The sequence below is a fragment of the Bradyrhizobium sp. USDA 3315 genome (assembly GCF_054056795.1).
This window is the reverse complement of the sequence record NZ_JBSRYP010000001.1, coordinates 3694539-3718521: the sequence shown is the minus strand read 5'-3', so window position 1 is coordinate 3718521 and position 23983 is coordinate 3694539. Positions and strand designations below refer to the sequence as shown.

At 65.2% G+C, this 23983-nt stretch carries 23 protein-coding genes; 11 read left to right on the top strand and 12 right to left on the bottom strand.

Features of this window, described 5'->3' with window-relative positions:
• Nucleotides 1-172: 172 nt before the first annotated feature.
• Nucleotides 173-985 carry an enoyl-CoA hydratase gene (locus ACVIYL_RS17085; RefSeq protein ID WP_456779233.1) on the top strand — a complete coding sequence of 271 codons (813 nt, stop codon included), beginning with the start codon at nucleotides 173-175 and terminating at the stop codon, nucleotides 983-985.
• A gap of 284 nt (nucleotides 986-1269) precedes the next feature.
• On the opposite strand, the gene ACVIYL_RS17080 is transcribed toward ACVIYL_RS17085, so the two are convergent.
• From ACVIYL_RS17080 to ACVIYL_RS17045, 8 genes are all read right to left on the bottom strand, one after another.
• Nucleotides 1270-2052 (bottom strand): SDR family NAD(P)-dependent oxidoreductase, encoded by a 783-nt coding sequence (locus tag ACVIYL_RS17080; RefSeq protein ID WP_028333266.1) that lies wholly within the window; start codon nucleotides 2050-2052, stop codon nucleotides 1270-1272.
• Nucleotides 2053-2137: 85 nt separating this feature from the next.
• Nucleotides 2138-3055, bottom strand: a complete 918-nt coding sequence (locus ACVIYL_RS17075) for a DUF1932 domain-containing protein (protein WP_456781846.1) — start codon at nucleotides 3053-3055, stop codon at nucleotides 2138-2140.
• A gap of 5 nt (nucleotides 3056-3060) precedes the next feature.
• The gene (locus tag ACVIYL_RS17070) at nucleotides 3061-3930 is read right to left on the bottom strand and encodes a hypothetical protein (RefSeq protein WP_456779232.1); all 870 of its coding nucleotides are present in this window, start codon (nucleotides 3928-3930) and stop codon (nucleotides 3061-3063) included.
• Between the two features lie 19 nt (nucleotides 3931-3949).
• Nucleotides 3950-4678, bottom strand: a complete 729-nt coding sequence (locus tag ACVIYL_RS17065) for a TetR/AcrR family transcriptional regulator (protein WP_456779231.1) — start codon at nucleotides 4676-4678, stop codon at nucleotides 3950-3952.
• A gap of 59 nt (nucleotides 4679-4737) precedes the next feature.
• Nucleotides 4738-5616 carry an SMP-30/gluconolactonase/LRE family protein gene (locus ACVIYL_RS17060; RefSeq protein WP_229193362.1) on the bottom strand — a complete coding sequence of 293 codons (879 nt, stop codon included), beginning with the start codon at nucleotides 5614-5616 and terminating at the stop codon, nucleotides 4738-4740.
• A gap of 35 nt (nucleotides 5617-5651) precedes the next feature.
• A complete protein-coding gene (locus tag ACVIYL_RS17055; protein ID WP_456779230.1) occupies nucleotides 5652-6722 on the bottom strand; it encodes an aldose epimerase family protein in 1071 nt (356 codons plus the stop codon).
• Between the two features lie 2 nt (nucleotides 6723-6724).
• Entirely contained in the window at nucleotides 6725-7654 is a 930-nt protein-coding gene (locus tag ACVIYL_RS17050) for a Gfo/Idh/MocA family protein (protein WP_456779229.1), read from the bottom strand.
• Between the two features lie 237 nt (nucleotides 7655-7891).
• On the bottom strand, nucleotides 7892-8917 hold the full coding sequence (locus ACVIYL_RS17045) for a histone deacetylase family protein (protein WP_456779228.1): 1026 nt from the start codon (nucleotides 8915-8917) through the stop codon (nucleotides 7892-7894).
• 178 nt (nucleotides 8918-9095) lie between these two features.
• Between ACVIYL_RS17045 and ACVIYL_RS17040 the strand changes: the two genes are divergently transcribed.
• Entirely contained in the window at nucleotides 9096-9707 is a 612-nt protein-coding gene (locus ACVIYL_RS17040) for a TetR/AcrR family transcriptional regulator (RefSeq protein WP_253607069.1), read from the top strand.
• Nucleotides 9708-9710: 3 nt separating this feature from the next.
• Here ACVIYL_RS17040 and ACVIYL_RS17035 read toward each other — a convergent pair whose 3' ends face one another.
• Nucleotides 9711-10661, bottom strand: a complete 951-nt coding sequence (locus ACVIYL_RS17035) for a fatty acid desaturase (protein WP_310882721.1) — start codon at nucleotides 10659-10661, stop codon at nucleotides 9711-9713.
• 14 nt (nucleotides 10662-10675) lie between these two features.
• On the bottom strand, nucleotides 10676-11707 hold the full coding sequence (locus tag ACVIYL_RS17030; RefSeq protein ID WP_456781845.1) for an alpha/beta fold hydrolase: 1032 nt from the start codon (nucleotides 11705-11707) through the stop codon (nucleotides 10676-10678).
• A gap of 214 nt (nucleotides 11708-11921) precedes the next feature.
• Between ACVIYL_RS17030 and ACVIYL_RS17025 the strand changes: the two genes are divergently transcribed.
• The 8 genes from ACVIYL_RS17025 (at nucleotide 11922) to ACVIYL_RS16990 (ending at nucleotide 21714) form a co-directional block, all read left to right on the top strand.
• On the top strand, nucleotides 11922-13259 hold the full coding sequence (locus ACVIYL_RS17025; RefSeq protein ID WP_456779227.1) for an MFS transporter: 1338 nt from the start codon (nucleotides 11922-11924) through the stop codon (nucleotides 13257-13259).
• A gap of 332 nt (nucleotides 13260-13591) precedes the next feature.
• Nucleotides 13592-14497 (top strand): LysR substrate-binding domain-containing protein, encoded by a 906-nt coding sequence (locus tag ACVIYL_RS17020; RefSeq protein WP_456781844.1) that lies wholly within the window; start codon nucleotides 13592-13594, stop codon nucleotides 14495-14497.
• Between the two features lie 126 nt (nucleotides 14498-14623).
• On the top strand, nucleotides 14624-15565 hold the full coding sequence (kdgD, locus tag ACVIYL_RS17015) for a 5-dehydro-4-deoxyglucarate dehydratase (protein ID WP_456779226.1): 942 nt from the start codon (nucleotides 14624-14626) through the stop codon (nucleotides 15563-15565).
• A 43-nt stretch (nucleotides 15566-15608) separates the two neighbouring features.
• Nucleotides 15609-16964: a glucarate dehydratase gene (gene gudD, locus ACVIYL_RS17010; RefSeq protein WP_456779225.1), complete on the top strand. Its 1356-nt coding sequence runs from the start codon at nucleotides 15609-15611 to the stop codon at nucleotides 16962-16964.
• 17 nt (nucleotides 16965-16981) lie between these two features.
• On the top strand, nucleotides 16982-18430 hold the full coding sequence (locus ACVIYL_RS17005) for an aldehyde dehydrogenase family protein (protein WP_229192817.1): 1449 nt from the start codon (nucleotides 16982-16984) through the stop codon (nucleotides 18428-18430).
• 250 nt (nucleotides 18431-18680) lie between these two features.
• The gene (locus ACVIYL_RS17000) at nucleotides 18681-19844 is read left to right on the top strand and encodes an IS4 family transposase (RefSeq protein WP_057015126.1); all 1164 of its coding nucleotides are present in this window, start codon (nucleotides 18681-18683) and stop codon (nucleotides 19842-19844) included.
• Nucleotides 19845-19905: 61 nt separating this feature from the next.
• Nucleotides 19906-21447 (top strand): galactarate dehydratase, encoded by a 1542-nt coding sequence (garD, locus tag ACVIYL_RS16995; RefSeq protein ID WP_456779224.1) that lies wholly within the window; start codon nucleotides 19906-19908, stop codon nucleotides 21445-21447.
• Nucleotides 21448-21540: 93 nt separating this feature from the next.
• Complete coding sequence (locus tag ACVIYL_RS16990) at nucleotides 21541-21714, top strand: hypothetical protein (RefSeq protein ID WP_456779223.1); 174 nt, start codon at nucleotides 21541-21543, stop codon at nucleotides 21712-21714.
• Between the two features lie 11 nt (nucleotides 21715-21725).
• Here ACVIYL_RS16990 and ACVIYL_RS16985 read toward each other — a convergent pair whose 3' ends face one another.
• Nucleotides 21726-23231: a CYTH and CHAD domain-containing protein gene (locus ACVIYL_RS16985; RefSeq protein WP_456779222.1), complete on the bottom strand. Its 1506-nt coding sequence runs from the start codon at nucleotides 23229-23231 to the stop codon at nucleotides 21726-21728.
• 92 nt (nucleotides 23232-23323) lie between these two features.
• Nucleotides 23324-23581 carry a hypothetical protein gene (locus tag ACVIYL_RS16980; RefSeq protein ID WP_057016905.1) on the bottom strand — a complete coding sequence of 86 codons (258 nt, stop codon included), beginning with the start codon at nucleotides 23579-23581 and terminating at the stop codon, nucleotides 23324-23326.
• 218 nt (nucleotides 23582-23799) lie between these two features.
• On the opposite strand from ACVIYL_RS16980, the gene ACVIYL_RS16975 reads away from it, so the two are divergent.
• On the top strand, nucleotides 23800-23976 hold the full coding sequence (locus ACVIYL_RS16975) for a hypothetical protein (protein WP_168857282.1): 177 nt from the start codon (nucleotides 23800-23802) through the stop codon (nucleotides 23974-23976).
• The last annotated feature ends 7 nt before the right edge of the window (nucleotides 23977-23983 follow it).

Here is a 23983-nt window from a genome sequence, read left to right as displayed (position 1 = left end):
GCGCCGGCGGCGCACTCTATGGCGCAACCGTTGCGCGGCGGTTTATTTTGCGAACCGTACAACTACCGGGAGAGTTGCTGCCCGGCAATGCAATCGCGCCGTGCTCCAAACCGCCTGCCTCGGCCGTCGGCCGGGTGCTAGCCTTGGCCGAAATCAGACCGGACCCCCTCATATGCCAAACCTGTCAAACAAATCGCTTGCCGACGGCAAGATCCTGCAAGACGTCGTCGACGGCGTCGGCGTCATCACCTTCAACAATCCCGGCAAGCGCAATGCGATGTCGCTGGAGATGTGGGAGGGGCTCGGCGAGGCGCTGACGTCCTTGCGCGACGATCCGGCCGTCCGCGTCGTGATCCTGGTCGGCGCCGGCGACAAGGCGTTCGTATCGGGCGCCGATATCAGCCAGTTCGAGAAGACCAGGCACAACGCCGAGGCCTCCGAGGAATATTCACGGCGCAGCGCCGCCCAGCGCGCCCTGCTCGCCGACTATCCGAAGCCGACCATCGCCTGCATCCGCGGCTTCTGCCTCGGCGGCGGCATGCAGGTCGCGATGCTGACCGATATCCGCATCTCCGGCGCCAGCGGCCAGTTCGGCATTCCCGCCGCCAAGCTCGGCATCGCCTATGGCTTTGACGGGCTGCGCCATCTGGTGTCGCTGGTCGGGCCGTCCTGGGCGCGGCTGATCATGTATACGGGCATGCGGATCGATTCCGCCGAGGCGCTGCGAATTGGCCTCGTCGATCGCGTGCTGCCGGACGCCGAGCTCTGGGACGCGACCATGGAGATCGCGCGCACCATTTCCGGCAATGCGCCGCTGGCGATCAAGGCCGCCAAGATCACCATCGCGCAGGTGCTGAAGGATCCCGCCGATCGCGACATGGCGGCGATCAAGCAGGTCGGCATCGAATGCATGGACAGTGCGGACTTCCGCGAAGGCCGCAGCGCTTTCATGGAGAAGCGCAAGCCGCAGTTCAAGGGCCGGTAGCGGCGTCCTCATCCTCACCGGTCATCGCCCGGTTCAACTGGGCGATCCAGTCCGCGGCGGCCCATCGGCTCAAGCACGACCGCCTCTGGAATACTGAATCACCCGCATGCGCATGCGCGGGTGATGACGCCGGATGGCGATCGCACGATTTCTGAATAATGGAATAATAGCCCCGATTTGCCCGACGCGTCAAGTCGCCTGGTCGAAGGCCGGCCGCCGGCCGGCTCCTTTGCATGGGGTTGTTTTCGATATTTTGGCAGTGTGCTCGCGATTGAACCTGCCCGCTACTTCTTCTCGCTGACCGGGACCGTGTAGTTCAGGATCAACCGCCCGCCGTCGGGATAGATGGTCTGGCCGGTGATGTAGGAGGCATCGTCGCTGGCAAGGAATGCCACGACGGAGGCGACCTCGCTCGGCTCGCCGCAGCGGCCGGCCGGCGTCCGCGACAGCACGCTGCGCCGCGCATCCTCCGACGAGAAGATCGCCGTTGCCACCATCTCGGTCAGGATCGTGCCGGGTCCGACCGCCACGACGCGAATGCCGTGCGGCGCCAGCGCCACGGCGGCGACCGAGGTGAGCTGCTTCATCGCGCCCTTGGACATCGCATAGGTCGCGAGCGAGGGGATCGCGAGCAGCGCGTTGACCGAGGACATGTTGACGACGACGCCGCCACCGCCCTGCGCGATCATCTGGCGCGCCGCAGCCTGGACGCCGAAGAACGCGCCCTTGAGGTTGATGCCCATCACGTCGTCGAATTCGGCCTCGCTGATGTCGAGGAAGTCGCGGTTGCGCGCGACGCCGGCATTGTTGACCATGACGTCGAGCCGGCCGAACTCCTTCACGGCGGTCGCGACAATGCGATCGACATCGGCGCGCTTGCTGACGTCGGCCTCGACGGCCCGCAACTGATCGATATGTCCGAGCTCCTGGGCGGTGTGGACAAGCCCTGCAGCGTCGACATCCGAGATGACGACCCTGGCGCCGTCGGACAGGAAGCGCGCCGCGCAGGCCTTGCCGATGCCGCGTGCCGCTCCGGTGATGGCGACGACCTTGCCGGAATTCTTCATGGGAGTGCCTCCAGAACAAACTGTTCATGGAGCAATAGCGCATTGCGCGTCGGCAGGGAACGCGGCGGATTCTCCGGACGAGACCTTACGACTTGATGCGCGCGAGAATCCGGTCGGCCTCGGTACGCCAGTCGGCGCTGCGGGCAAAGTCCGGCGTTCCCCTGGGTCCGAACACGCCCTCATCGGCAAGATCGGCGATCCAGCCCTGCCGCTCGGCGGTGCCGGAGGCAGACCACGGCGTCAGCCCGGCCTCGCGCACGGTCTCCGCCACCTCGCGCACCTCCTCGGCGCGCCGCCGGCCGTGCTCGATCACCCGCTGAAAGAAATAGGCGCCCTGCTTCTCCCAGTCGATCGACGGAAAGGTCTCCTTGAGCGAGGCGAGCACCGCATCCTCGACGCCATAGGCGCGCGCGGTGGTGAAGCTCTCGATCACCATGGCCTCCAGTCCCTTGATCATGATGCTGCGGCACATCTTGACCGCCGAGGAGACGCCAAGCTCGTCGCTTGCGACCTTCGCCGCGAAACCGAGCGCGACCAGCAGTGGCGCCAGCTCCCGCGCGCCTTGGCCGCCGAGCAGCAGCGGCACCTTGATCCGGTACGGCGGCAGCGAGGTCATCACCGCGCCCTCGACATAGCGGCCACCGGCGCTGTCGATGTACGCCGCCGCGCGCTGCTTGGCGCCGGGCGAGGCCGAGTTGAAATCGAGAAACCAGACCCCGCTCCGGATTGCAGGTGCGCAGGCCGCGGCCACCGGCACCGCCTGGCTCGCCGTCACCGCCGAGATGATGAAATCGGCCCGCGCCGCAAGAACGGCATGGGATTGCGCGAGCTCGACGCCGATCTCCGCCGCGTGTGCGCGCAGCGCCGCGCCCTGCCCGCGGTCGAGCTTGATGTCGTAGGCCGAAACCCTCACGCCCTGCTGGCGCAGATCCTCGGCAAGGATGCGACCGACCTCGCCATAGCCGAGCATGCCGACCTGCCATTGCCGCGGATCGCCGGAGATTGTCATCAGTTCAGGTCCCGTGTTGTGTCGTCGAACAGCTCGTCGACCGTGACGCGCCGGCGGATCAACGCCTGCTGCACGCAATAGTCGATCATCAATTCGAGCGGCTTGCGGTTCGCGGCAACGCCGAACGGCAGCAGGTCCGGCATGCTGGGCGGGCCGGCCGCTGCCTTGCCGCGCTTGAGCAGCTCGTACAGGCTCCGCACCACGTCCGGCCGCGACGCCGCAAGCCGCGATGTCACCACCACCAGATGATTGACCGGCACCACGCCGTGCCGCGCATACCACCGCGCCGCCTCTGCGGCCGGATCGGCGAATAGCGGCTTGAGCTCCGGATCGTCGGAGGTCTCGCCGAGCACGGCGTCGAGCTCGCCGTCCCTCAGCATCTGGATGATGGTCTTGTCCTTCGGCGCACGCTCGGTGCTGTCGACATATTCCGCAACATGTGGATCCTCGAACGTGACCCAGTTGATCCTGTCGAGGTTCACGCCATGGTCATTGGCAAGGATGCCGCGCATCCATGCCCCGGTCGTGGTCGTGAACGAGCGGATCCCGACCCGCTTGCCTTCGAGATCGGCGGGCACGAGCGTACCGCGGTCGGCGCGACAGAGCGCATGGCCGTGCTGGAAGCGGCCGACCATCGCCGCCGGCAGCAGCACCAGCGGCTTGCCGTGCGCCCTTGCCATCAGATAGGTCACGATCGCCATCTCGCAGACGTCGAAGGTCTGCTCGCGCACCATCGGCTTGAACGCGGCGTTGGTCGGCGTGAATTCGGTGAAGTCGAGATCGAACAGGTCGGAGCGAAGCTCACCGTTCTTCACTGCCTGGACGTGCGGATGATTGCCGAGCACGGCGCGTAGCCGAAGTTTCTCCATCGCGACAAGCTCCGGACGTTCAGGTCACCACTCGCCCCGGATTTGCACCCGGGATCTTGCGCGGCGCCCCTTCGTCGAGCGGCGCGGCCTGCAACGCGGCGACGGTGGCGCGCACCAGCTCCTCGATGGCGTGGCCGGCATCGGTGCCATCGGCGCTGCCGCGCGACAGGCGCGAGACGCGCTCCGGCGTCACCAGCGTGTAGTAGAGCGCGCCGAGCAGGAAGTGGCTGCGCCAGACCAGATCGGTACGCGGAATATGCGGCAGGCTTTCATGGATCGCATCGATGAAGGCATGACTGGTGTCGTCGAAGGTCTGCGCGATGATCTTGCGCACGACCTCATTGCCCTCGGCCGACATGATCGCGCGCAATCGCGTGAACCGCGTTCCGCCGCCGGCAAGATCGCTGCCGGAGGTAAAGGCCGGCAACACATAGGCGCGCACGATCGCCTCCAGCCGGTCCTGCAGATCGCGCACCCGCCGCGCCGCCGCCAACAGCTCGGAACGCCTGCGGTTCATCGGGCCGCAATGACGCCGATAGATTTCCAGCAGCAGGCCGTCCTTGGTCCTGAAATGATAGGTCACGCTGCCCGGATTGGCGCCGGCGGCGTGCGCGATGTCGCGCACCGAGACGGCGTTGAAGCCGTAGGTCGAGAACAATTCCTCGGCCGCGGCGAGGATCGCCTCGCGCATGTTCGGCTTGCGGGCGCTGGCGGCCTTCACGTCAGACCTGGCAGGTTTGCGGACCATATTTGTACTATCGTCCAAATAATCCGGTCGCGTCAACAACGCCGCGCGGCACCCATCCGTCAGGATAGTTTGACGTCAGGCTCGGCCCGACCGCGCGCGGCGGCCTCGAGCAGGAACGTCCTGCCATGCTCGGGATCGGCCGCACGCTGCGCCTCATCCATGTCCTGCCAGGCCGAGGTGACCAGCACGCGCGAGAAGTCGCGGCCGACGAATGCCGGGCAGCTCGATTGCCTCGCGGGTACGCGCAGCGAACGCAGATGCCGGCCGGCGGGATCGTAAACGTCGACGCGACCGCCACCCCAGCGCGCGTTCCAGATCAGGCCGTCGGCATCGACGATCGCGCCGTCGAGGCCGCCGCTGCCTTGATGCCTGATCAATTCGATGGGTTCACCGGTCGGCAGTCCTGTTGATGGATCGAGCGGCACGCGATGCAGCACGTTGGTTGCGGTATCGGCGAAATAGCCGATGTCGCCCGCGGGCGAAAAGCAGATCGCATTCGGGATGGTGATCCCGGGATAGAGTCGCACGATGCGGCCCCGGTGCAGCGCATAGATCGCGCCGGCACCCTGCTCGGCATGGCGCCCCATGGTGCCGAGCCAGAACGTGCCCGACGGATGCACACGCGCGTCGTTGGAGCGCGTCAGCGGATTGTCGGCCTCCAGCGCAGCGAACAGCTCCAGGCGGCCGTCTGCAACGTGCCGTACATAAAGTCCATCTTCGGCAAGGATCAGCTGCCGCTCGCCGTCGATCCGCGCCAATGCACTCGCCATTTTCGGCAATTCGTGGATGACGGTGCGGCCACCTGCAAATCGATGCTCGAACAGGCGGCGCTCGCGGATATCGAACCACCAGGCGGTGTCGGTCGCCGCATCATAGGTCGGGCCTTCGCCGAGATGGCAACGCTCCGCCGACAGCACCGATGTCGGTACCTCTTCCATCAGCGGCTCGGCGGCACGGTCGGTCATGGCGTCACTCACGCGGTTGAGAAGCGGTAGACGATGCTGCGCCGATAGAGCTGTCCTGGATCGAGCCGCGCCGACGGGAAGTCGGGCCGGTTCGGCGTATCCGGCCAGGCATGCGGCTCGAGACAGAGCGCGTCGGATTGCCGGTACACACGATCGCCCTTGCCGGCGGTCGAGCCGTCGAGGAAATTGCCGGAATAGAACTGCAGTCCCGGGTGATCGGTGAACAGCTCCATCACGCGGCCGCTGTGCGGCGCCTCGAGGCGCGCAGCAAGGCAAAGGCCCGCCCCCTTGGCCAGACAGAAATTGTGGTCATAGCCGCGCCCGAGCCGCAGCTGCTCGTCATTCATCCTGATCCGCGCGCCGATGGCCGTGGGCTTGCGGAAATCGAACGGCGTGCCGTCGACCGGCCGCGGCGGTTCGTGGAGCGGGATCGCCGTGGCATCCACCGCGAGGAAATGGTCGGAGACGATCGTCAGCCGGTGATCGAGGATCTGCATGCCCGAGCGCGCGCCCTCGAGATTGAAGAAACTATGATTGGTGAGATTGAGGCAGGTCGGCCGGTCGGTCGTCGCCTCGTAGGTGACCGAGAGCTCCATCGGACTGCGCACGCGATAGGTCACGCGCGCCGCGAGATTGCCCGGATAGCCCTCCTCGCCATGCGGGCTCTCGCGCTCCAGCACCAGCGTCGGCGCCGGATCATCCGATAGTTCGACGATCCGCCACAGCTTGCGATCAAAGCCCTGCACCCCGCCGTGCAGCGCGTTGGGACCGTTGTTGGCGTCGAGCTGCACGGTCTCGCCATCGAGCACGAAACGCGCGCCGGCGATCCGGTTGGCATAGCGCCCGATCGTCGCGCCGAAGAATTTGCGCTGTGCGAGATAGCCGTCGAGTTCGTCGTGGCCAAGCACGATGTCGTCGCAATGCCCGTTACGATCCGGCGCAAGCAGCGCCTGCAGCGTGGCGCCGAACGGAAGGATGGCGGCCTCAAAACCGTGTTCGCCGCGCAAGATCACGCGCTCGACCACGGTGCCGTCGTGCAATTTGCCGAAGGAAGCGCGACCAATGCTGGCTGATGTCATTGTCAGTCCTCGAACGCCTCGACGAGGCGCCGTCGCCCCAGCATGAAGCTATCGGCGACAAGCCGCAAGGGCGCGAGGTCGACATCGGATTTTCCTTCCGAGGTCAGCGCGACGAAGCGGCGGTACAGCGCGGGATATTCCTCGTCCGGCGCGTCGACCACCAGCCTGCCGCCATCGCGCAGCTGCCTTCCACCTTTCGACAGCGTCACAGGCCCGGCATCGGTCTCGCACAGGATGTCCCAGCTCGGCGATCCGGTCTGGCGGAAATCGAATTCGGCGTGGATCGGCAAGCCGCTCGCATCCGAGAGTTCGATCTCTGCCGCAATCGGCGCCTCCCGATTGGAGGGAAAGTCCAACGCCGCGCTCCTGACAAAGACCGCACGCGGCAGGATCTCGGTCAGGATCGACAGCGCGTTGATGCCGGAATCGAACACGCCGAAGCCACCCGCCTCGAAGATCCAGGTCTGGCCCGGGTGCCAGACGCGCGCGTCTTCCTTCCAGATGATGGTGACCTTGTTGATGGTGCGTCTCGCGAGCAATTGCCGCGCCGGGCCGACCGCGGCCGCATAGCGTGAATGCCATGCGGCAAACAATGTCCGGCCCGCCTCCTGCGCGGCCGCGATCAGCGGCGTGAGTTCGCTTAACGTCGCGCCCGGCGGCTTCTCCAGCAGCACATGCTTGCCCGACGCGAGCGCGGTGGCGGCCTGCGCGTGGCGCATCTGCGGTGGCGTACACAGCGCGACCGCGTCGATCTCCGGCCCGTCGCGCAACAACTCCTGCAAATCGCGGAAATGCGGCAGACCGGGCGGGGTCTTGACGGGATCAACCACCGCAACGAGAGCCACGCCTGACGTCTTCGCGATCGCAGGCACGTGCTGCCGGCACGCGATCTCGCCAAAGCCGACGATGGCGATGCGAAGCAGGTCACTCATGGCCGTCCTCGCGTTGCTGTCCACCCGGCCGGCTGAAGCCGCCAGGCAGAATCATAAGCCAGCGCCGAATACCAACGGCATGATGTGATTTTGGTTGCGGACACGCAAGTCCACGACGCTGTGTTGCGCGCCTCGCGGCCGGGGCATCGGCTTTGATCAATCAAGGCCGATGCTCCAAAATCCTGTTTTGACGGGCTTTCTTCGCGCGGACCGGTCACCGCCTCGCCCGAGACCGCGCTAGCGTGCGGCCTCAAACCCGCCGAACACCGCCGTCAGATTGGCGCCGAGGATGTCGGAGAGATAGCCGCCCTCCTGCACCAGCACCGTCGGCAGGCCGAAGCGGGCCAGGCCCTCGCCGATGCGGCGGAAGCCGTCGGTGGTGACGGCGAGGCCGGCAAGCGGGTCCTTCTCGGAGGCGTCGAGACCGAGCGCGACCACAAGCGCGGTCGGGGCGAAGGAGCGGATCGCCTTCTCCGCCACCGCGAGCGCCTTCATGTAGTCGTCGTCACCGGTGCCCTTGGCCAGGGGAATGTTGAGATTGGTGCCGAGGCCGCCTGCGGCGCCGCGCTCATGCGCATAGCCCCAGACGAAGGGGTAGAAGAACGACGGATCGGCGTGGATCGAGACGGTGAAGACATCCGGTCGCTCATAGAAGATGCCCTGCGTGCCGTTGCCGTGATGCACGTCAACGTCGAGGATCGCGACGCGCTCATGCTTCTGGCGCAGATGCTCGGCCGCAATCGCGCTGTTGTTGAGGAAGCAGAAGCCGCCGGCAAGGTCGCGATAGGCGTGGTGACCGGGCGGGCGGCACAGCGCGTAGACGGCATCCTCGCCGTCGAGCACCATCTGCGCGGCGGTGACCGCGACGTCGCTCGCGGCGCAAGCGCCAGCCCAGGTGCCGGGACCGATCGGAGCCGCGGTGTCCATCGTGTGCCAGCCGAGCTTGCCGACGATATGAGCAGGGTACGTGCCGGCATTGCGCACCGGGTGGATGTTCGCGATCATCTCCGGTCCGGCATTGCCGAGCGCCGACCATTCGTCCCAGGCGTCCGCGAGAAAGCTCAGATATTCCGGACTGTGCACGCGCGCCCGCGGCCCCTGCCCGAACCTGGTCGGCTCGATCAGCGTGTGCTTGCCGGCCTTCAGGCCCGCCAGCAGGCGGTCGGCGCGTTCGGGCTGTTCGGTGGTACGCTGGACCACACCGCGGACCAGGAAGAATTGCGGATCATGGCTGCGGTGCAGATCACTGTAGACGGCCTTCACGGGGACACTCCTGTTCGATCGGCTGAGCTGGACAGAGCGAGGGCAATGTGCCGCACGCAAGCTTTGGCTTGCGCGTTGTACACTATCAGCGTCGGCGACGATCTGAAACCGAGCGCGATTTCATGCTATGCCCGCATGCAGCGCAATGATTGAAAGACGCGGGACGCGAAGTCCGGCCATGGCCAGCGGCAAGACGGAAACAGAGGAAGCGGCAACGGGGCGGCGCGGGCGGCCGCGCTCCGCCGCGACAACGGCCGCGATCCTGGAAGGCGCCTATCAGCTGATGGCGACGACCGGCCTCGCCGCGACCACCATCGACGCGATCGCCAAACATTCCAACGTCTCGAAGATGACGATCTACAAATGGTGGCCGTCGCGCGAAGCGTTGCTGATCGATGCCTTCCTCGACCAGGCCTCGCGGGCCGTGCCGCTGCCCGAAACCGGCAGTCCGGTGGCCCGCATCCGCCGCCACGTCGCAACCTATGTCGAGGCGTTGCAGGGCGAGTTCGGCCGGGTGCAGCTCGCCGTGATCTCGGAATGTATCTCGAAGACCGGCACGGCGGAGCTGTTTTACGAGCGTTACCTTGGCCTGCGTCGCAGCAAGATGCTGGAGATCATCTCCGCCGGCCAGAAGGACGGCAGCATCGACGCACCGGGCGTCCCCGCCGATATCTATGATGCGATCTATGGCAGCCTGTTCTATCGCTACGTCTTCGGCATCAAGCCGTTGACGCCGGCCTACGCCCGCAATCTCGTCAATCTGGTGCTGCGGCCCCGCGCGGACGCTTGACTATCAAGCAGAGCGTTGGCGCTGACGGCGGAACCAGACCCAGGTCTCGCGCGTGACGGCCCGGTAACTGCTGCCGCGATACACGATGTGGCCATCGACGATGGCGTTCAGCTTCGGCAGCGCATGGAACGGCACCGTGGGATAGGCGTGGTGCTCGACATGGTAAGGCATGTTCCAGGCGAACCATTTCATGATCCTGCTGGTCATCGTTGTGCGCGTGTTCTCGAACGCGCTCCGCGTCCGCTCGCAACCGGTGTGCTCGGCATAGAGATAGGGGCGCAGGATGAGCTGACCGGCCAGGAGCGGCACGATCCACACCCACAGCAGGATCGCACTGTGCAGCGCGAACGAGGCCGCGAGCAACAGCAGATAGCCCGCGAGATAGAGCCTCGCCTCCAGCACGATCGAGGCGCGCTTGTGCTCCGGAATCCACGGCACGACCACCTTTCCGGTGAGTGCATGCCAAAACATCAGGCGGATGCGAACCAACACCTGCAGCAGTCCCGAATAGGCGATCGCCAGCTGGGTGTCCGACGCGGGCTTGGGGCCGACGATCAGCTCCGGGTCTTTCTCCGGATCCTGCGTGTAGCGATGATGATCCCAGTGAAACAGGCAGTAATACTGGTAGGGCAGTCCGATCATGAAGGCGGACAGATTGCCGACGACAAGATTGAGCACTGGACTGCGGAACGCCGTCTTGTGCGCGGTCTCATGCACCACCATGAACAGGAATGCGACGAAGTAGCCCTGCACGGCAATCAGCGGCAGCGCCCATGGCAGACCGTAGCGCGATGAGACCAGAGAGATCAGCGCGCCGACGATGACGATCATCCCGTAATGGCTTGCCGCGCGCACCGCGCCGGCAAGGTTCGACTTGGTCGACAAATCGCGCAAGGTCAGCGGGCTGACCGGCTTCAGGCGGGGTCCGGCGTCACTGGTCTCTGCGGTGCTCATGGTCGTCTCACCTGTCAGCGTTGCAGCAGCGCCGAGATTTCGGCGTTGATGAAGGCGCGGTCTTCGGCGTTGTTGGCGGGATTGCCGGCCCGGTGCCCGTGGATCGACGGAATCGCATGCAGCGCGGCCGAGCGCGCGTTGACCAGGCGGCCGAGTTCAGCCTCGTTGTCGCGCGGGTCGAAATAGCGATCGGTACGCCCCGGCATCAGCAGGACATGCGCCTTGATCGCGGCCAGCGCCCGGTCGAAGTCGCCGCCGAATTGATCGCAACGGCTGATATCGCCGGCCTGCCAGATCGCGATCTGCGCCATCAGATCATTCGCATCGCGCCGCGCGAAGGCACCGTCCCAGGATCCCGCGAGGTAGTCTTCCAGCGAGTTAAAGCCGGCCGCGCGCCAGACTTGCTCGCGATAGAACTCATGCGACATCGCCCAGCCGGCGTAGACGCGCCCCATCGCACGAAGGCCCGCCGCGGGCTTGCTGACGAAGCGGCCGTCCCGGTAGGCCGGGTCGGCGGTCAGCGCGGCCTTCACACCTTCGAGGAACACATGATTATACGGCGAGCACCGCGCGCTGCCGCAGACCACGGCCGCGCGCTCGACCATGTCGGGATACCGCGCGGCCCAGTGATAGGCCTGCATGCCGCCCATCGACCAGCCATAGACCAGCGCGAGCCTGGTCACGCCGAACCGCTCGACCAGCAGCCGCCGCTGGATCGCGACCGCGTCATGATAGGTGAAGGCAGGAAACGGCGCGCCGCCGAGCACCTCGACCGAATTCGACGGCGAGGAAGACAGGCCATTGCCGAACAGATTCGCGATGACGATGAAGTAGCGCTCGGGATCGAGCGCGCCGCCCGGCTGTACCAGCCATTCGATGTCGGTGTGCTGTGCGGCGAACGACGTCGGATAGAGGATGACGTTGTCCCGCGCCGCATTCAGCGTGCCATAGGTCTTGTAGGCGAGCCTCAGTTGCGGAAACACGGCACCGCCCTGCAGCGTCACATCACCTGCCTCGAACACCTCATAGTCGCGCGGCGTGGTCATCAGCATTCGACCTCGAGCAGCCGGGCGCAACGCTGCGCCCTTAATAACTGTACTATTGGTACACTAAATACGAAACCCTGGCAATAGCGGCAAAGGTGGAATGACACCGGGCCGATCCATTCAAAATCGGTATGGATCAATACCCGTTTCGGCTTGGACCCATTGTCGTCATCTCTCTAGGACAGACCCCGAGGAAATTTTCGAGGAGGCGCTAATGAGCGCAATTGTGTCCGCCGCAGACACGCGGCGATCCCGCGTCCGGCTCTTGATCGTGACGATGCTGTTTCTCGTCACCACCGTGAACTATGCCGATCGCGCCACGCTCTCGATCGCCGGCCCCGCCCTTTCCAAGGAACTGCATCTCGATCCGGTCGCGATGGGCTACGTGTTCTCGGCCTTCGGCTGGTCCTATGTGGTCGCGCAGGTGCCGTGCGGCTGGCTGCTCGACCGCTTCGGCTCCAAATGGGTCTATGCGATCAGCATCATCGTCTGGTCGATCTTCACCGCGATGCAGGGCCTGGTCGGATTCCTCTCCGCCGGCGCGGCCGTGGTCCTGCTGTTCGCCCTGCGCTTCCTGGTCGGCATCGCCGAGGCGCCGTCATTCCCCGCCAATGCCCGCATCGTCGCCTCCTGGTTCCCCGGCAATGAACGCGGCACCGCCTCGGCCTTTTTCAATTCGGGGCAGTATTTCGCCACCGTGATCTTCGCGCCGCTGATGGGCTGGATCGCCCATGAGTACGGCTGGCGCCATGTGTTCTACGTGATGGGTGCGCTCGGCATCGTCATGGGCATTGCCTGGATCAAGACCATCTACGAGCCGAAGGAGCACCCCGCGATCAACGAGGCCGAGTTCGACTACATCAAGCAGGGCGGCGCGCTGGTCGACATGGACGCGGCGAAGGCCGGCAAGACGCACGACAGCGGCCCCAGCTGGGACCACATCCGTCAGCTGCTCGCCAACCGCATGATGCTCGGCGTCTATATCGGCCAATACTGCATCAACACCCTGACCTATTTCTTCCTGACCTGGTTCCCGGTCTATCTGGTGAAGGAGCGCGGACTCTCGATCCTGCAGGCCGGCTTCGTCGCGACCTTGCCGGCGCTGTGCGGCTTCATCGGCGGCGTGCTCGGCGGCGTGATCTCGGACTATATCCTGCGCCGCACCGGCTCGCTGACCATGGCGCGCAAGATCCCGATCGTCGGCGGCATGCTGCTGTCGATGTCGATCATCGCCTGCAACTATGTCGACGGCCAGGCGCTGGTGGTCGGCTTCATGGCGCTCGCCTTCTTCGGCAAGGGCATCGGCGCGCTCGGCTGGGCGGTCGTCTCCGACACCTCGCCGAAGGAAGCCGGCGGCGTCTCCGGCGGCTTGTTCAACACCTTCGGTAACCTGTCCTCGATCACGACGCCGATCGTCATCGGCTACATCCTGGCCGCCACCGGCTCGTTCAACGGCGCGCTGGTGTTCGTCGGCGCCAACGCGCTGGTCGCGGCGATCGCCTATTTGTTCATCGTCGGCGAGATCAAGCGGGTGCAGCTGAAGGCGGCGTGAGGGCGCTTCACCTCTCCCCGCCCTTCCGCGGGGAGAGTTCGAAATTCGCACAGCGAATTTCGGGTGAGGGGCGAAGCAACACGTCTCGGCAGAGACAGTCCTTCCGACTCGTTCGGATCGCGCGTGCACATCGAGGCGGCCGTTGCGCAGAGAGAGCCCCTCACCCCAACCCTCTCCCCGTAAGAACGGGGAGAGGGAGCAGAAAGCCAAACGGCGGCTTCGGCCGCCGTCTTTGTCTGCTTTTTTGTCTGCTTTTTTGTCTTCTTGGCCAGTGGGAGGCATCGATGCTAGAACGCACAAATCCCCGACCGATCAATTCCGGGCTTGCATCGATGTTCGACCTGAGCCAGCTCCACTGCTTTGTCACGGTGGCCGAAGAATTGCACTTCGGCCGCGCCGCGGCGCGGCTCAACATGACGCAACCGCCGCTGAGCCGGCAGATCCAGGTGCTCGAGCACATCATCGACGCGCCGCTGCTGGAACGCACCAGCCGCTCGGTGCGGCTGACGCCGGCCGGACGCAGTTTCCTGCCCGAGGCGCGGCGCATCCTCAAGCTTGCGGAATCGGCCTCGCAGGTTGCCCGCCGCATCGCGCTCGGCAAGACCGGCTCGCTCAAGATCGGCTTCACCGCCGCGGCCGCCTACGGCTTCCTGCCCGACCTGATCGCGGCCTGCCGCTCGCGCCTGCCCGAGGTCGATTTTTCGCTGAAGGAGATGGTCTCCGGCGATCAGTTCGAGGCGCTCACCACCGGGCAGATCGATGCCGGCCTGCTGCGTCCGCCGATCGCGCGGCCGGAATTCGCCAGCCGCCGCGTCGTGGCCGAGCCGCTGCTCGCTGCGATCCCGAAGAAGCATCCGCTGGCCACGGCCGAGACCGTCAGCATCAAGGATTTCGACGACCAGCCCTTCGTGATGTATTCGCCCTATGAGGCGCGCTACTTCCACGATCTCCTGGTGTCGATGTTCACGCGCGCCGACGTGCTGCCGCGCTATGTGCAGCATCTCAGCCAGATCCATTCGATCCTCGCCATGGTGCGCGCCGGGCTCGGCGTCGCGATCGTGCCGGAAGCGGCCGCCAGCCTGAAGATCGCGGACGTCAAGCTGAAGCCGCTGAAACTGCGATCACCCGTGCCGGTCGAGCTGTTCATGGTGTGGCGGCGCGATCACGAGAACCAGTTGCTGCCTTCACTGATCGAGATCGCAACCGAAATTGCGGCGCCGCATCTGCGCGGCGATTGATGCAGAGTTAGCATCGCTCGATACCGCGTTTGGCTTGGACGCGCATCGAACCATTCCCTAGAAATTCTGCCATGGACGCGCGCTGCTCGCGCATCCCGTTCCCAGAAACATTCAAGGAGTGGCGCCATGAGCAAGATGACCCCTCAGGAGATGGCCGCGAGAATCGGTGGCGGCCTCCTGTCCTTTCCCGTGACCCCGTTCAACGCGGACTATTCGTTCGACGAGGCGACCTATCGCGCCAACATGGACTGGCTGTGCGGCTATGACGTTGCCGGCCTGTTCGCCGCCGGCGGCACCGGCGAGTTCTTCTCGCTGACGCCGAGTGAAGTTCCCCACGTCGTAAAGGTCGCGGTCGACGAGACCAAGGGCCGTGTTCCCGTGCTGGCCGGCACCGGCTACGGCACCGCGATCGCGCGCGAGATCGCGGTCGGCGCCGAGAAGGCCGGCGCCGACGGGCTGCTGCTGCTGCCGCCCTATCTCACGCATGCCGAGCAGGACGGCCTCGCCGCGCATGTCGAGGCGGTATGCGCGTCGGTCAAGATCGGCGTCATCGTCTACAACCGCGACAATGCGATCCTGCAACCCGATACGCTGGCGCGCCTCTGCGAGCGCTGCCCGAACCTCGTCGGCTACAAGGACGGCATCGGCGATATCGAGCTGATGACCCGGGTCTACACCCGGCTCGGCGATCGCCTGACCTATATCGGTGGCCTGCCGACCGCGGAGACCTTTGCCCTGCCCTATCTCGACATGGGCGTGACCACCTATTCGTCGGCGGTGTTCAACTTCGTGCCCGAATTCGCCACCAGTTTCTACGCCGCGGTGCGTCGGCGCGATCATCAGACCATCCATGCAGGCCTGAAGGATTTCATCCTGCCGCTGATCGCGATACGCAACCGCAAGAAGGGTTATGCGGTGTCGATCATCAAGGCCGGCATGAAGGTGATCGGCCGCTACTCCGGCCCGGTGCGGCCGCCGCTGACTGATCTCAACGAGCAGGAGATCGGCGAGCTCGCGGCGCTGGCGGCGAAGCTGCCGCAGGCCGCCGCGCAGCAGGCGGCGGAATAAGCCGAACGGCCAAGAAAACTGCAAAGGACGAAGGGAGGAGCAGATGATCCAGGACACGATCCGCACCGGCTTTGCCGGCGCACCTGTTGTCACGGCGATGGAGGTGATCCCGGTCGCCGGCCGCGACGGCATGCTCCTCAATCTGAGCGGCGCGCATGCGCCGTTCTTCACCCGCAACCTCGTTATCCTCACCGACAACTCCGGCCACACCGGCGTCGGCGAGGTGCCGGGCGGCGAGAAGATCAAGAAGACGCTCGAGGACGCAAGCGGCCTCGTCGTCGGCCAGACCATCGGCGCCTGCAACAACATCCTGGCCTCGATGCGCCAGGCCTTCGCCGATCGCGACGCCGGCGGCCGTGGCAAGCAGACCTTCGACCTCCGCGTCACCATCCATGCGGTCACCGCAGTGGAATCCGCGCTGCTCGACCTGCTCGGCCAGCATCTCAATCTCCCGGTCGCGGCGCTGCTTGGCGAAGGCCAGCAGCGCGCCAGCGTCGAGACGCTCGGCTATCTCTTCTTCGTCGGCGATCGCAGGAAGACCAGCCTGCCTTACGTCGAGGGCGAGACCGGCAAGCCCGACTGGTTCGATCTGCGCCATCAGGTTGCAATGACGCCGGATGCCATCGTGCGCCTCGCCGAAGCGACGCAGGCGCATTACGGCTTTGCCGATTTCAAGCTCAAGGGTGGCGTGCTCAGGGGCGAAGAGGAGATCGAGGCCGTCACCGCAATTGCAAAACGCTTCCCGAAGGCGCGCGTCACGCTCGACCCGAACGGCGCCTGGTCGCTCGACGAGGCGATCCGGCTGTGCAGCAACATGCATGGCGTGCTCGCCTATGCCGAGGATCCCTGCGGCGCCGAGGCCGGCTTCTCCGGCCGCGAGATCATGGCCGAGTTCCGCCGTGCCACCGGGCTGCCGACCGCGACCAACATGATCGCGACCGACTGGCGCCAGCTCTCGCACGCATTGCGGCTTGGTGCGGTCGACATTCCGCTCGCCGATCCGCATTTCTGGACCATGCAGGGCTCGGTGCGGGTGGCGCAGACCTGCCGCGACAACGGCCTGACCTGGGGCTCGCACTCCAACAACCATTTCGATATTTCGCTGGCGATGTTCACCCATGTCGGCGCCGCCGCGCCCGGCAAGGTGACGGCGATCGACACCCACTGGATCTGGCAGGACGGCCAGGCGTTGACGCGCCAGCCGCTGCAGATCAAGGGCGGCAAGATCGCGATCCCGGATCGGCCGGGCCTCGGCATCGAGCTCGATCGCGGTGCCATCGAGGCCGCGAACGCGCTATACAAACAGCATGGTCTCGGCGCCCGCGACGACGCGCTGGCCATGCAGTTCCTGATCCAGGGGTGGACCTTCGACGACAAGCGTCCCTGCCTCGTGCGCTAACAAGAAAGGTTGGAAACATGACCGCTCACCAGAAGAACTTCATCGCCGGCGAATGGGTCGACGGAACAGGCATCACGCGGGACATCAACCCCTCCAACACGACCGATGTCGTCGGCGAATACGCCAAGGCCGACAAGGCGCAGACCGAAAAGGCGATCGCCGCCGCGAAGGCCGCATTCCCGACCTGGGCGCGCTCGACGCCGCAGGAACGCTTCGACGCGCTGACCAGGATCTCGGTCGAAATCCTCGCCCGCAAGGAAGAGCTCGGCCGCCTGCTCGCCCGCGAGGAGGGCAAGACGCTGCCGGAAGGCATCGGCGAGGTGGCGCGCGCCGGACAAATCTTCGCATTCTTCGCCGGCGAAGCGCTGCGGCTGCTGGGCGAGAAAGGCGCATCGGTGCGCCCCGGCCTCGACGTTGAGATCACCCGCGAGCCCGTCGGCGTCGTCGGCATGATCACGCCGTGGAATTTCCCGATCGCAATCCCGGCGTGGAAGATCGCGCCGGCGCTTTGCTACGGCAACACGGTGGTGTTCAAGCCGGCCGAGCTGGTGCCGGGCTCCGCCCATGCACTGTCCGAGATCATCGCGCGTTCCGGCATTCCGGCGGGGGTCTTCAACCTCGTGGTCGGCTCGGGCTCGGTGGTCGGCCAGACTCTGCTCGATCATCCCGATGTCGCCGCGATCTCCTTCACCGGCTCGGTGCAGACCGGCCGCAAGATCGCTCAGGCCTGCGTGCTCTCCAACCCCATGAAGAAGTTCCAGCTCGAGATGGGCGGCAAGAACCCGCTGGTCGTGCTCGACGACGCCGACGTGAAGGTCGCGGTCGAGGTCGCGGTCAACGGCGCCTATTTCTCGACCGGCCAGCGCTGCACGGCGTCCTCGCGCCTGATTGTCACCGCGGGGATTCACGACCGCTTCGTCGCCGCGATGACCGAGCGCATGAAGGGGCTCTCGGTGGATGACGCGCTGAAGAGCGGCGTGCATGTCGGCCCGGTGGTCGACCAGAGCCAGCTCGACCAGGACCTCCGCTACATCAAGATCGGCCAGGATGAAGGCGCCCGCCTGCACTGGGGCGGCGAATTGTTGAACCGCGAGACGCCCGGCTTCTATCTGCAGCCGGCGCTGTTCACCGAGGCGACCAACCAGATGCGCATCGCCCGCGAGGAGATCTTTGGCCCGGTGGCCTGCGTGATCCGCGCCAAGGATTATGAAGAGGCGCTGGCGATCTCGAACGACACCGAGTTCGGCCTCGCCTCGGGCATCTGCACGTCAAGCCTGAAATACGCCTCGCACTACAAGCGCAACAGCGAAGCCGGCATGGTGATGGTCAACCTGCCGACCGCCGGCGTCGACTACCACGTCCCGTTCGGCGGCCGCAAAGGCTCGAGCTACGGCGCACGCGAACAGGGTGCCTATGCCCGCGAGTTCTACACCACGGTAAAGACGGCTTACACGTTCCCGGGTTGAGACAGTTTGAGACGCGATGCAGCCGCGTAAGTGCTGCGCCCCCCGCTTGCGGGGAAGGGTTGGGGTGGGGGCTCTCCCCGCGTGTCATGCCGTGGAGAGAGCCCCCACCCGGATCGCATCTTCGATGCGATCCGACCTCCCCCCGCAAGCGCAGGGGTGTCCGGGGAATGATTCACTGTGTCGCGGTGCATGCTCGGCAGGACCGAGGCAAATCGGTCTTTTCTGGTTGTCGAGACACAGAGGGCCGAGCATGCGATATCGCGGTAGCATTTTTGGAAGGCTGCTTGAACCGATCAATCGACGGCAGTTTCAGACGGTTGTGGATCGTCTGGACGGGGATGCCTACGACAAGTCGTTCAGGAGCTGGGATCATCTGGTGGCGCTGATCTATGCCCAGCTTAGCGGCAACAGCAGTCTGCGCGGGGTGGTGACTGGCTTCAACGCCAATTCGCAGCATCACTATCACTTGGGAACCGGCAAGCTGTCGCGCTCGACGTTGTCCGATGCCAATGCCCGCCGTCCGATCGGCATTTTCGCGCAAACCTTTGCGGCGCTGTCGGCGATGGCGCGTCGCCAGCTGCGGAGTGAAGGCATGGAGATGGTGCGTCTGATCGACGCCAGTCCGATCCCGCTCGGCAAGGTCTGCAGTTGGGCGACGTGGAACGGCCGCATCCGCGGCATGAAGCTGCATGTCGTCTACGACCCAAGGAGCGATGTCCCGACCTGCGTCGAGATGACGGCCGCGAACGTCAATGACATCGAGATCGGCCGACAGACCCCAATCCAGCCCGCCACCACCTATGTGTTTGACAAGGGCTATTGCCGTTTCGACTGGTGGCAGAAGATCAATGATAGCAAGGCTTTCTTCGTTACCCGGGCGAAGACGAGCATCCGTCTTCGCTCGCTCAGGCATCGCGCCATCCGCAAGCGTAACGGGGATGGCTTCGAAATCCTTGCCGATGACGAGGTGAAGCTCACCAGCAAGGGCGATTCGCGCCTTCCAATCCCGCTCCGCCGCATCAAGATCAGACGCGAGAAAGGCGGCAAGATCACACTCCTGACCAACGACCTTGCCCGTAGCGCCGTCGAGATCGCCGCCCTCTACAAGAGCCGATGGCAAATCGAGCTGCTGTTCCGCTGGATCAAGCAGCATCTCGATATTCGCAAGTTCCTCGGCGCCAACGACAACGCGATCCGCCTTCAGGTGCTCGCTGCGATGATTGCCTACCTGCTGCTGCGCATCGCCGCTCACACCAACTGCATCAAAATGCTCCCGCTCAGGTTCGCCGAACTCGTCGGCCAGCTCCTGCTCACGCGTCGATCCCTCGCTGCCATCGACAAACCTCCGCCCATCAACCCCAGCCGTCGGAAATCAACCATCTCACCTGACCAGATGGAGCTCCGCTATGCCTGAATTTCCCCGGACACCCCTGCCGCAAGCGGGAGAGGTGAAGTGAAGCCAGGAGGAATACGGCATGGACCAGTCGATCGGCGCGCAGGAGCAGCCCCGCTACATCAAGCTCAACGAGCACGACAACGTCGCGATCGTCGTGAATGATTTCGGCCTGCCCGCCGGCTCGCGCTTCGCCTCGGGTCTGACGCTGCGTGCTTTCGTGCCGCAGGGCCACAAGACCGCGCTCGAAGACATCGCCGAGGGCGCGCCGATCGTCCGCTATGGCGAGGTGATCGGCACGGCGCTGTCGCCGATCCTGGCCGGTGAGTGGGTCGACGAGGCACGCATCCGCATGCCCGAGGCGCCACCGCTCGATCAGCTCGAGATCGCGACCGCGGTGCCGCCGGTGCTGCCGCCGCTCGAGGGCTTCACCTTCGAGGGCTACCGCAATCCCGACGGCTCGGTCGGCACCAAGAACATCCTCGGCATCTCCTCCTCCGTGCAATGCGTCAAGGGCACGATGGAATATGCAGTGAAGCGCATCCGCGCCGAGCTCTTGCCGAAATATCCCAATGTCGACGACGTCGTGCCGTTGACGCACGCCTATGGCTGCGGCGTCGCGATCACGGCGCCCGACGCCGTGGTGCCGATCCGCACCCTGCAGAATCTCGCGCTCAATCCGAATTTCGGCGGCGAGATCCTCGTCGTCGGACTCGGCTGCGAGAAGCTCGCGCCGGAACGGCTGGTGCCGGAAGGCGTCGGCGATGCCATCGTGCGGATGCAGGACGAAGCCTTTGACGGCTTCGGCGCCATCGTCGACGCCATCATGACCCAGGCCGAGGCCAGGCTGACGGTGCTCAACGCCCGCAAGCGCGAGACCTGCCCGGCCGCCGATCTTGTGATCGGCCTGCAATGCGGCGGCAGCGACGCGTTCTCCGGCGTCACCGCGAACCCCGCGGTGGGCTTTGCCGCCGATCTTTTGGTTCGCGCCGGCGCGACCGTGATGTTCTCGGAAGTCACCGAGGTGCGCGACGCGATCCAGCTGCTGACCCGCCGCGCCGTCAACGAGGATGTCGGCCGCGCGCTGATCCGCGAGATGGCCTGGTATGACGCCTATCTTGCCCGCGGAGGCGCCGACCGCAGCGCCAACACCACGCCGGGCAACAAGAAGGGCGGCCTTGCCAACATCGTCGAGAAGTCGCTCGGCTCGATCGTCAAGTCGGGCTCCGGCCCGATCGCGGGCGTACTGTCGCCGGGCGAGAAAGCGCGGCAGAAGGGCATGCTGTTTGCGGCTACTCCTGCGAGCGACTTCATCTGCGGCACGCTGCAGCTCGCCTCCGGCATGACCTTGCAGGTGTTCACCACCGGCCGCGGCACGCCGTATGGCCTCGCCGCTGCGCCCGTCATCAAGGTCGCGACCCGCAGCGAGCTGGCACGGCGCTGGAAGGACCTGATCGATTTCGACGCCGGCTGCATCGCGACCGGCGAGAAGACCATCGAGGAAACCGGCTGGGACCTGTTCCGCCTGATCCTCGACGTCGCGAGCGGGCGCACCAAGCCATGGTCGGACCGCTGGGGCATCCACAACGATCTGACGCTGTTCAACCCGGCGCCGGTGACCTGAGCAACCGTGCCTCCTTAACCACCCGTTAGCCACGTCCTGATCGGCCGGGGAACGTCGCAATTCGATTCAAATTGTCTGGGCATGGAGGCACACATGACCCGGACCATCAATGATCTCAGAGATCAGGCCGACCGCGCCGAGCGGCTGGCACGCACCGGCATGGACTCGTTGACGGCCGAGCGCCTGCGTGCCTACGCGGAGGAATGTCGCAACCAGATCGCTGCGGCCGAGCGGGAGAGACAATCGGCGGCACCGCCAGCGACATAGACGTCCGGTCGTCAAAACGTTTTTAGGCCTCGCACTTCCTTGGCAGCGACCTTGATCAGCGGCTTGACCGCCTGTTCCTCTCGGCCAAGCACGACGCCTGACGCAAAGGCGCTGGCGCGCTCCTTCCGATGCGGGGCTTTCAGCGCCGCATCGACCGCCAGCTCGCGGTGCGCGACAAAATCGTTGAGCGAGCCGAGCGCATCCTGGACCCGCTTCAGATGCCTGGACAGCCGCGCGAGTTGCTTGCGCTCGGCCTTGCGCGGAAACAGGCTTTCGAAGAAGTCGATCGCGTATCTGAGCTTCTTGGCTCTGATACGCACCTTGTGCCGCTGCTGGGCCGACAGCTCGTCGAGACGCCGGCCATCCTTGCGCAGCTTCCTGATGCGGCGATGCAGCAGCGCGGCGGCGAATTCCTCGATCGGACCGCCTTCGTCCTCCGCGGCAATGGTCCGCTTTGCCTCGATCCATTGCAACGTGTCGATCAGCATGGAGCGATAGCGCCGCGAATTGACCGCGTGCCTCGCGCCGGCAAATGCACGATCGCGGCGGCCGGAAAACTCCTGCCGGATCGCTTTGCCGCCGCGCCGCAGCAGCGCGTCATGCGATGCTGGCTCGATATCTTCCTTGACGAACACATCAAGCTCGCGCGCCGGCGCGAGCGCGTTGGTGAGCCATTTCAGCTGCGTCTTGATGTCTTCCGTCGGGGCTACGGTGAGGATCTTCGAGAACAGCGAGATCGCGGCGCGCAGCCGCCGCAACCCGACCCGCATTTGGTGAATGCCTTCCGCCTCGCTCTCGCGGACGGCATCGGCATTCGACGAGAAATGACGAAGCGCGGCGCGCGCGATTACCCGAAACGCCGCGCCGGCGGTAAGTCCGGCGTCGAGCACGATGCTCCCGGCGGAGACGACGACATGCTCCTCGCCATCGGCAAGTTCATAGCCGTGTTCGGCTTTCGAACGCAGATCGAGCTCCGCCGCCGCCTTCCGCTCCAGCGCCCTGGCGACCCGGAACAGGTCGAGCGGGCGGCCGCTCTTGAGCTCGAGTTCGACCTCGTCGATTCGGCGCGAACGGTGCCCGGCCGTGGTGCAGCCGCGATCGATCGCGAGTTCGATCTCGCTGCGTTTGGTCCGCAGCGGCACGGTGATACGCCGCACCGACGTCTCGAACACCGGCTTCAGCTTGCGACCCAGCCTGCCAGACGCGAGGTCTTCGAGCGGCGTGCCTTCAGCCTTGTCGAGGTTGAGGTTTCCGTCCGCTAGGTCAGTCTCCCATTCGCCCCGTTCAAACTGCGGACCCGCTCCCGACTTGATAGTCTGAACATAGTTGCCGCCATCCCGCCACACGCGCAACGTCAGTCCGTGCCGCTTGAGCTTGTGCTTCGCGGTGTCGAAATAAGTCGAGACGAGATCGCTCTCGGATGGTGCACCGCTCTTGCTGCCGGCGACCAGCGGTTTCTTCAGTCCCTTGAGCTTGCGCGCGGGAACGTGGAATTTGAGCTCCGTCTCGGCCGCCATCGTCGCTCCATGCCTGGGGCACCAAGCAAACGTCCGCCGTGACGAGGTCAGCGACGGACGTTCATGCTCACACAAGATCGCCTGAGTTGGCGTCAATCGTCGTCGTTATGGATGACGGTCTTGCTGCGATTGCCGAATTCGTCCCGCTTCTTGATGACCGTGGTCCGGTCATGGCGCGGCTCACGCTCCCTGATCACCGTGGTGCGATCACGATCGCGATCGCGATATTCGGGTGCCCGACCAACCGTTACGCCTGCGCCGACGGGACCTGCGCGGACACCGATATCATCGGCGAACACAGGCGATGCGATCGCGGTCACCATGGCCGCGGTTAGCAGATACGTCCTCATGCCGTTTCTCCTCCTCCAGTTGCGACGTGAAGGAGGAACGTCGAGTGCGACGCACCGTTCCTGTATCGACCGTGCTGCAATTGCTCACGCTCAGTTGCGAAATATCGCGCCGGGAACTCGCTGAACAGGCATTCATCTGTGTGGCGAAATACCCATGTTCCACGCGTTGAATAGCCTGAATTGATGTCCCACGTCCTTAACTAATAGGAGGACGTTCCATGAAACAGTCACAGCACTTCCGCGACAATGCGGAGAACTGCGCGCAACTTGCCGAGCGTGCCGACGACGGGCCGACCTACAATCGCTTCAAGCGAATGGAAGCGGCTTGGCGCGCGCTGGCAAAGGAACAGGACTGGCTCGACGGCGAGACCTCGCCATCGGAAAATGCAGCCTAGATCCAGC

Coding starts and splice junctions, on each gene's coding strand:
- ACVIYL_RS17085 (WP_456779233.1), top strand. CDS start 173: ATGCCAAACCTGTCAAACAAATCGCTTGCCGACGGCAAGATCCTGCAA.
- ACVIYL_RS17080 (WP_028333266.1), bottom strand. CDS start 2,052: ATGAAGAATTCCGGCAAGGTCGTCGCCATCACCGGAGCGGCACGCGGC.
- ACVIYL_RS17070 (WP_456779232.1), bottom strand. CDS start 3,930: ATGGAGAAACTTCGGCTACGCGCCGTGCTCGGCAATCATCCGCACGTC.
- ACVIYL_RS17065 (WP_456779231.1), bottom strand. CDS start 4,678: ATGGTCCGCAAACCTGCCAGGTCTGACGTGAAGGCCGCCAGCGCCCGC.
- ACVIYL_RS17060 (WP_229193362.1), bottom strand. CDS start 5,616: ATGGAAGAGGTACCGACATCGGTGCTGTCGGCGGAGCGTTGCCATCTC.
- ACVIYL_RS17055 (WP_456779230.1), bottom strand. CDS start 6,722: ATGACATCAGCCAGCATTGGTCGCGCTTCCTTCGGCAAATTGCACGAC.
- ACVIYL_RS17050 (WP_456779229.1), bottom strand. CDS start 7,654: ATGAGTGACCTGCTTCGCATCGCCATCGTCGGCTTTGGCGAGATCGCG.
- ACVIYL_RS17040 (WP_253607069.1), top strand. CDS start 9,096: ATGGCCAGCGGCAAGACGGAAACAGAGGAAGCGGCAACGGGGCGGCGC.
- ACVIYL_RS17035 (WP_310882721.1), bottom strand. CDS start 10,661: ATGAGCACCGCAGAGACCAGTGACGCCGGACCCCGCCTGAAGCCGGTC.
- ACVIYL_RS17030 (WP_456781845.1), bottom strand. CDS start 11,707: ATGACCACGCCGCGCGACTATGAGGTGTTCGAGGCAGGTGATGTGACG.
- ACVIYL_RS17025 (WP_456779227.1), top strand. CDS start 11,922: ATGAGCGCAATTGTGTCCGCCGCAGACACGCGGCGATCCCGCGTCCGG.
- ACVIYL_RS17020 (WP_456781844.1), top strand. CDS start 13,592: ATGTTCGACCTGAGCCAGCTCCACTGCTTTGTCACGGTGGCCGAAGAA.
- kdgD (WP_456779226.1), top strand. CDS start 14,624: ATGAGCAAGATGACCCCTCAGGAGATGGCCGCGAGAATCGGTGGCGGC.
- gudD (WP_456779225.1), top strand. CDS start 15,609: ATGATCCAGGACACGATCCGCACCGGCTTTGCCGGCGCACCTGTTGTC.
- ACVIYL_RS17005 (WP_229192817.1), top strand. CDS start 16,982: ATGACCGCTCACCAGAAGAACTTCATCGCCGGCGAATGGGTCGACGGA.
- ACVIYL_RS17000 (WP_057015126.1), top strand. CDS start 18,681: ATGCGATATCGCGGTAGCATTTTTGGAAGGCTGCTTGAACCGATCAAT.
- garD (WP_456779224.1), top strand. CDS start 19,906: ATGGACCAGTCGATCGGCGCGCAGGAGCAGCCCCGCTACATCAAGCTC.
- ACVIYL_RS16990 (WP_456779223.1), top strand. CDS start 21,541: ATGACCCGGACCATCAATGATCTCAGAGATCAGGCCGACCGCGCCGAG.
- ACVIYL_RS16985 (WP_456779222.1), bottom strand. CDS start 23,231: ATGGCGGCCGAGACGGAGCTCAAATTCCACGTTCCCGCGCGCAAGCTC.
- ACVIYL_RS16980 (WP_057016905.1), bottom strand. CDS start 23,581: ATGAGGACGTATCTGCTAACCGCGGCCATGGTGACCGCGATCGCATCG.
- ACVIYL_RS16975 (WP_168857282.1), top strand. CDS start 23,800: ATGAAACAGTCACAGCACTTCCGCGACAATGCGGAGAACTGCGCGCAA.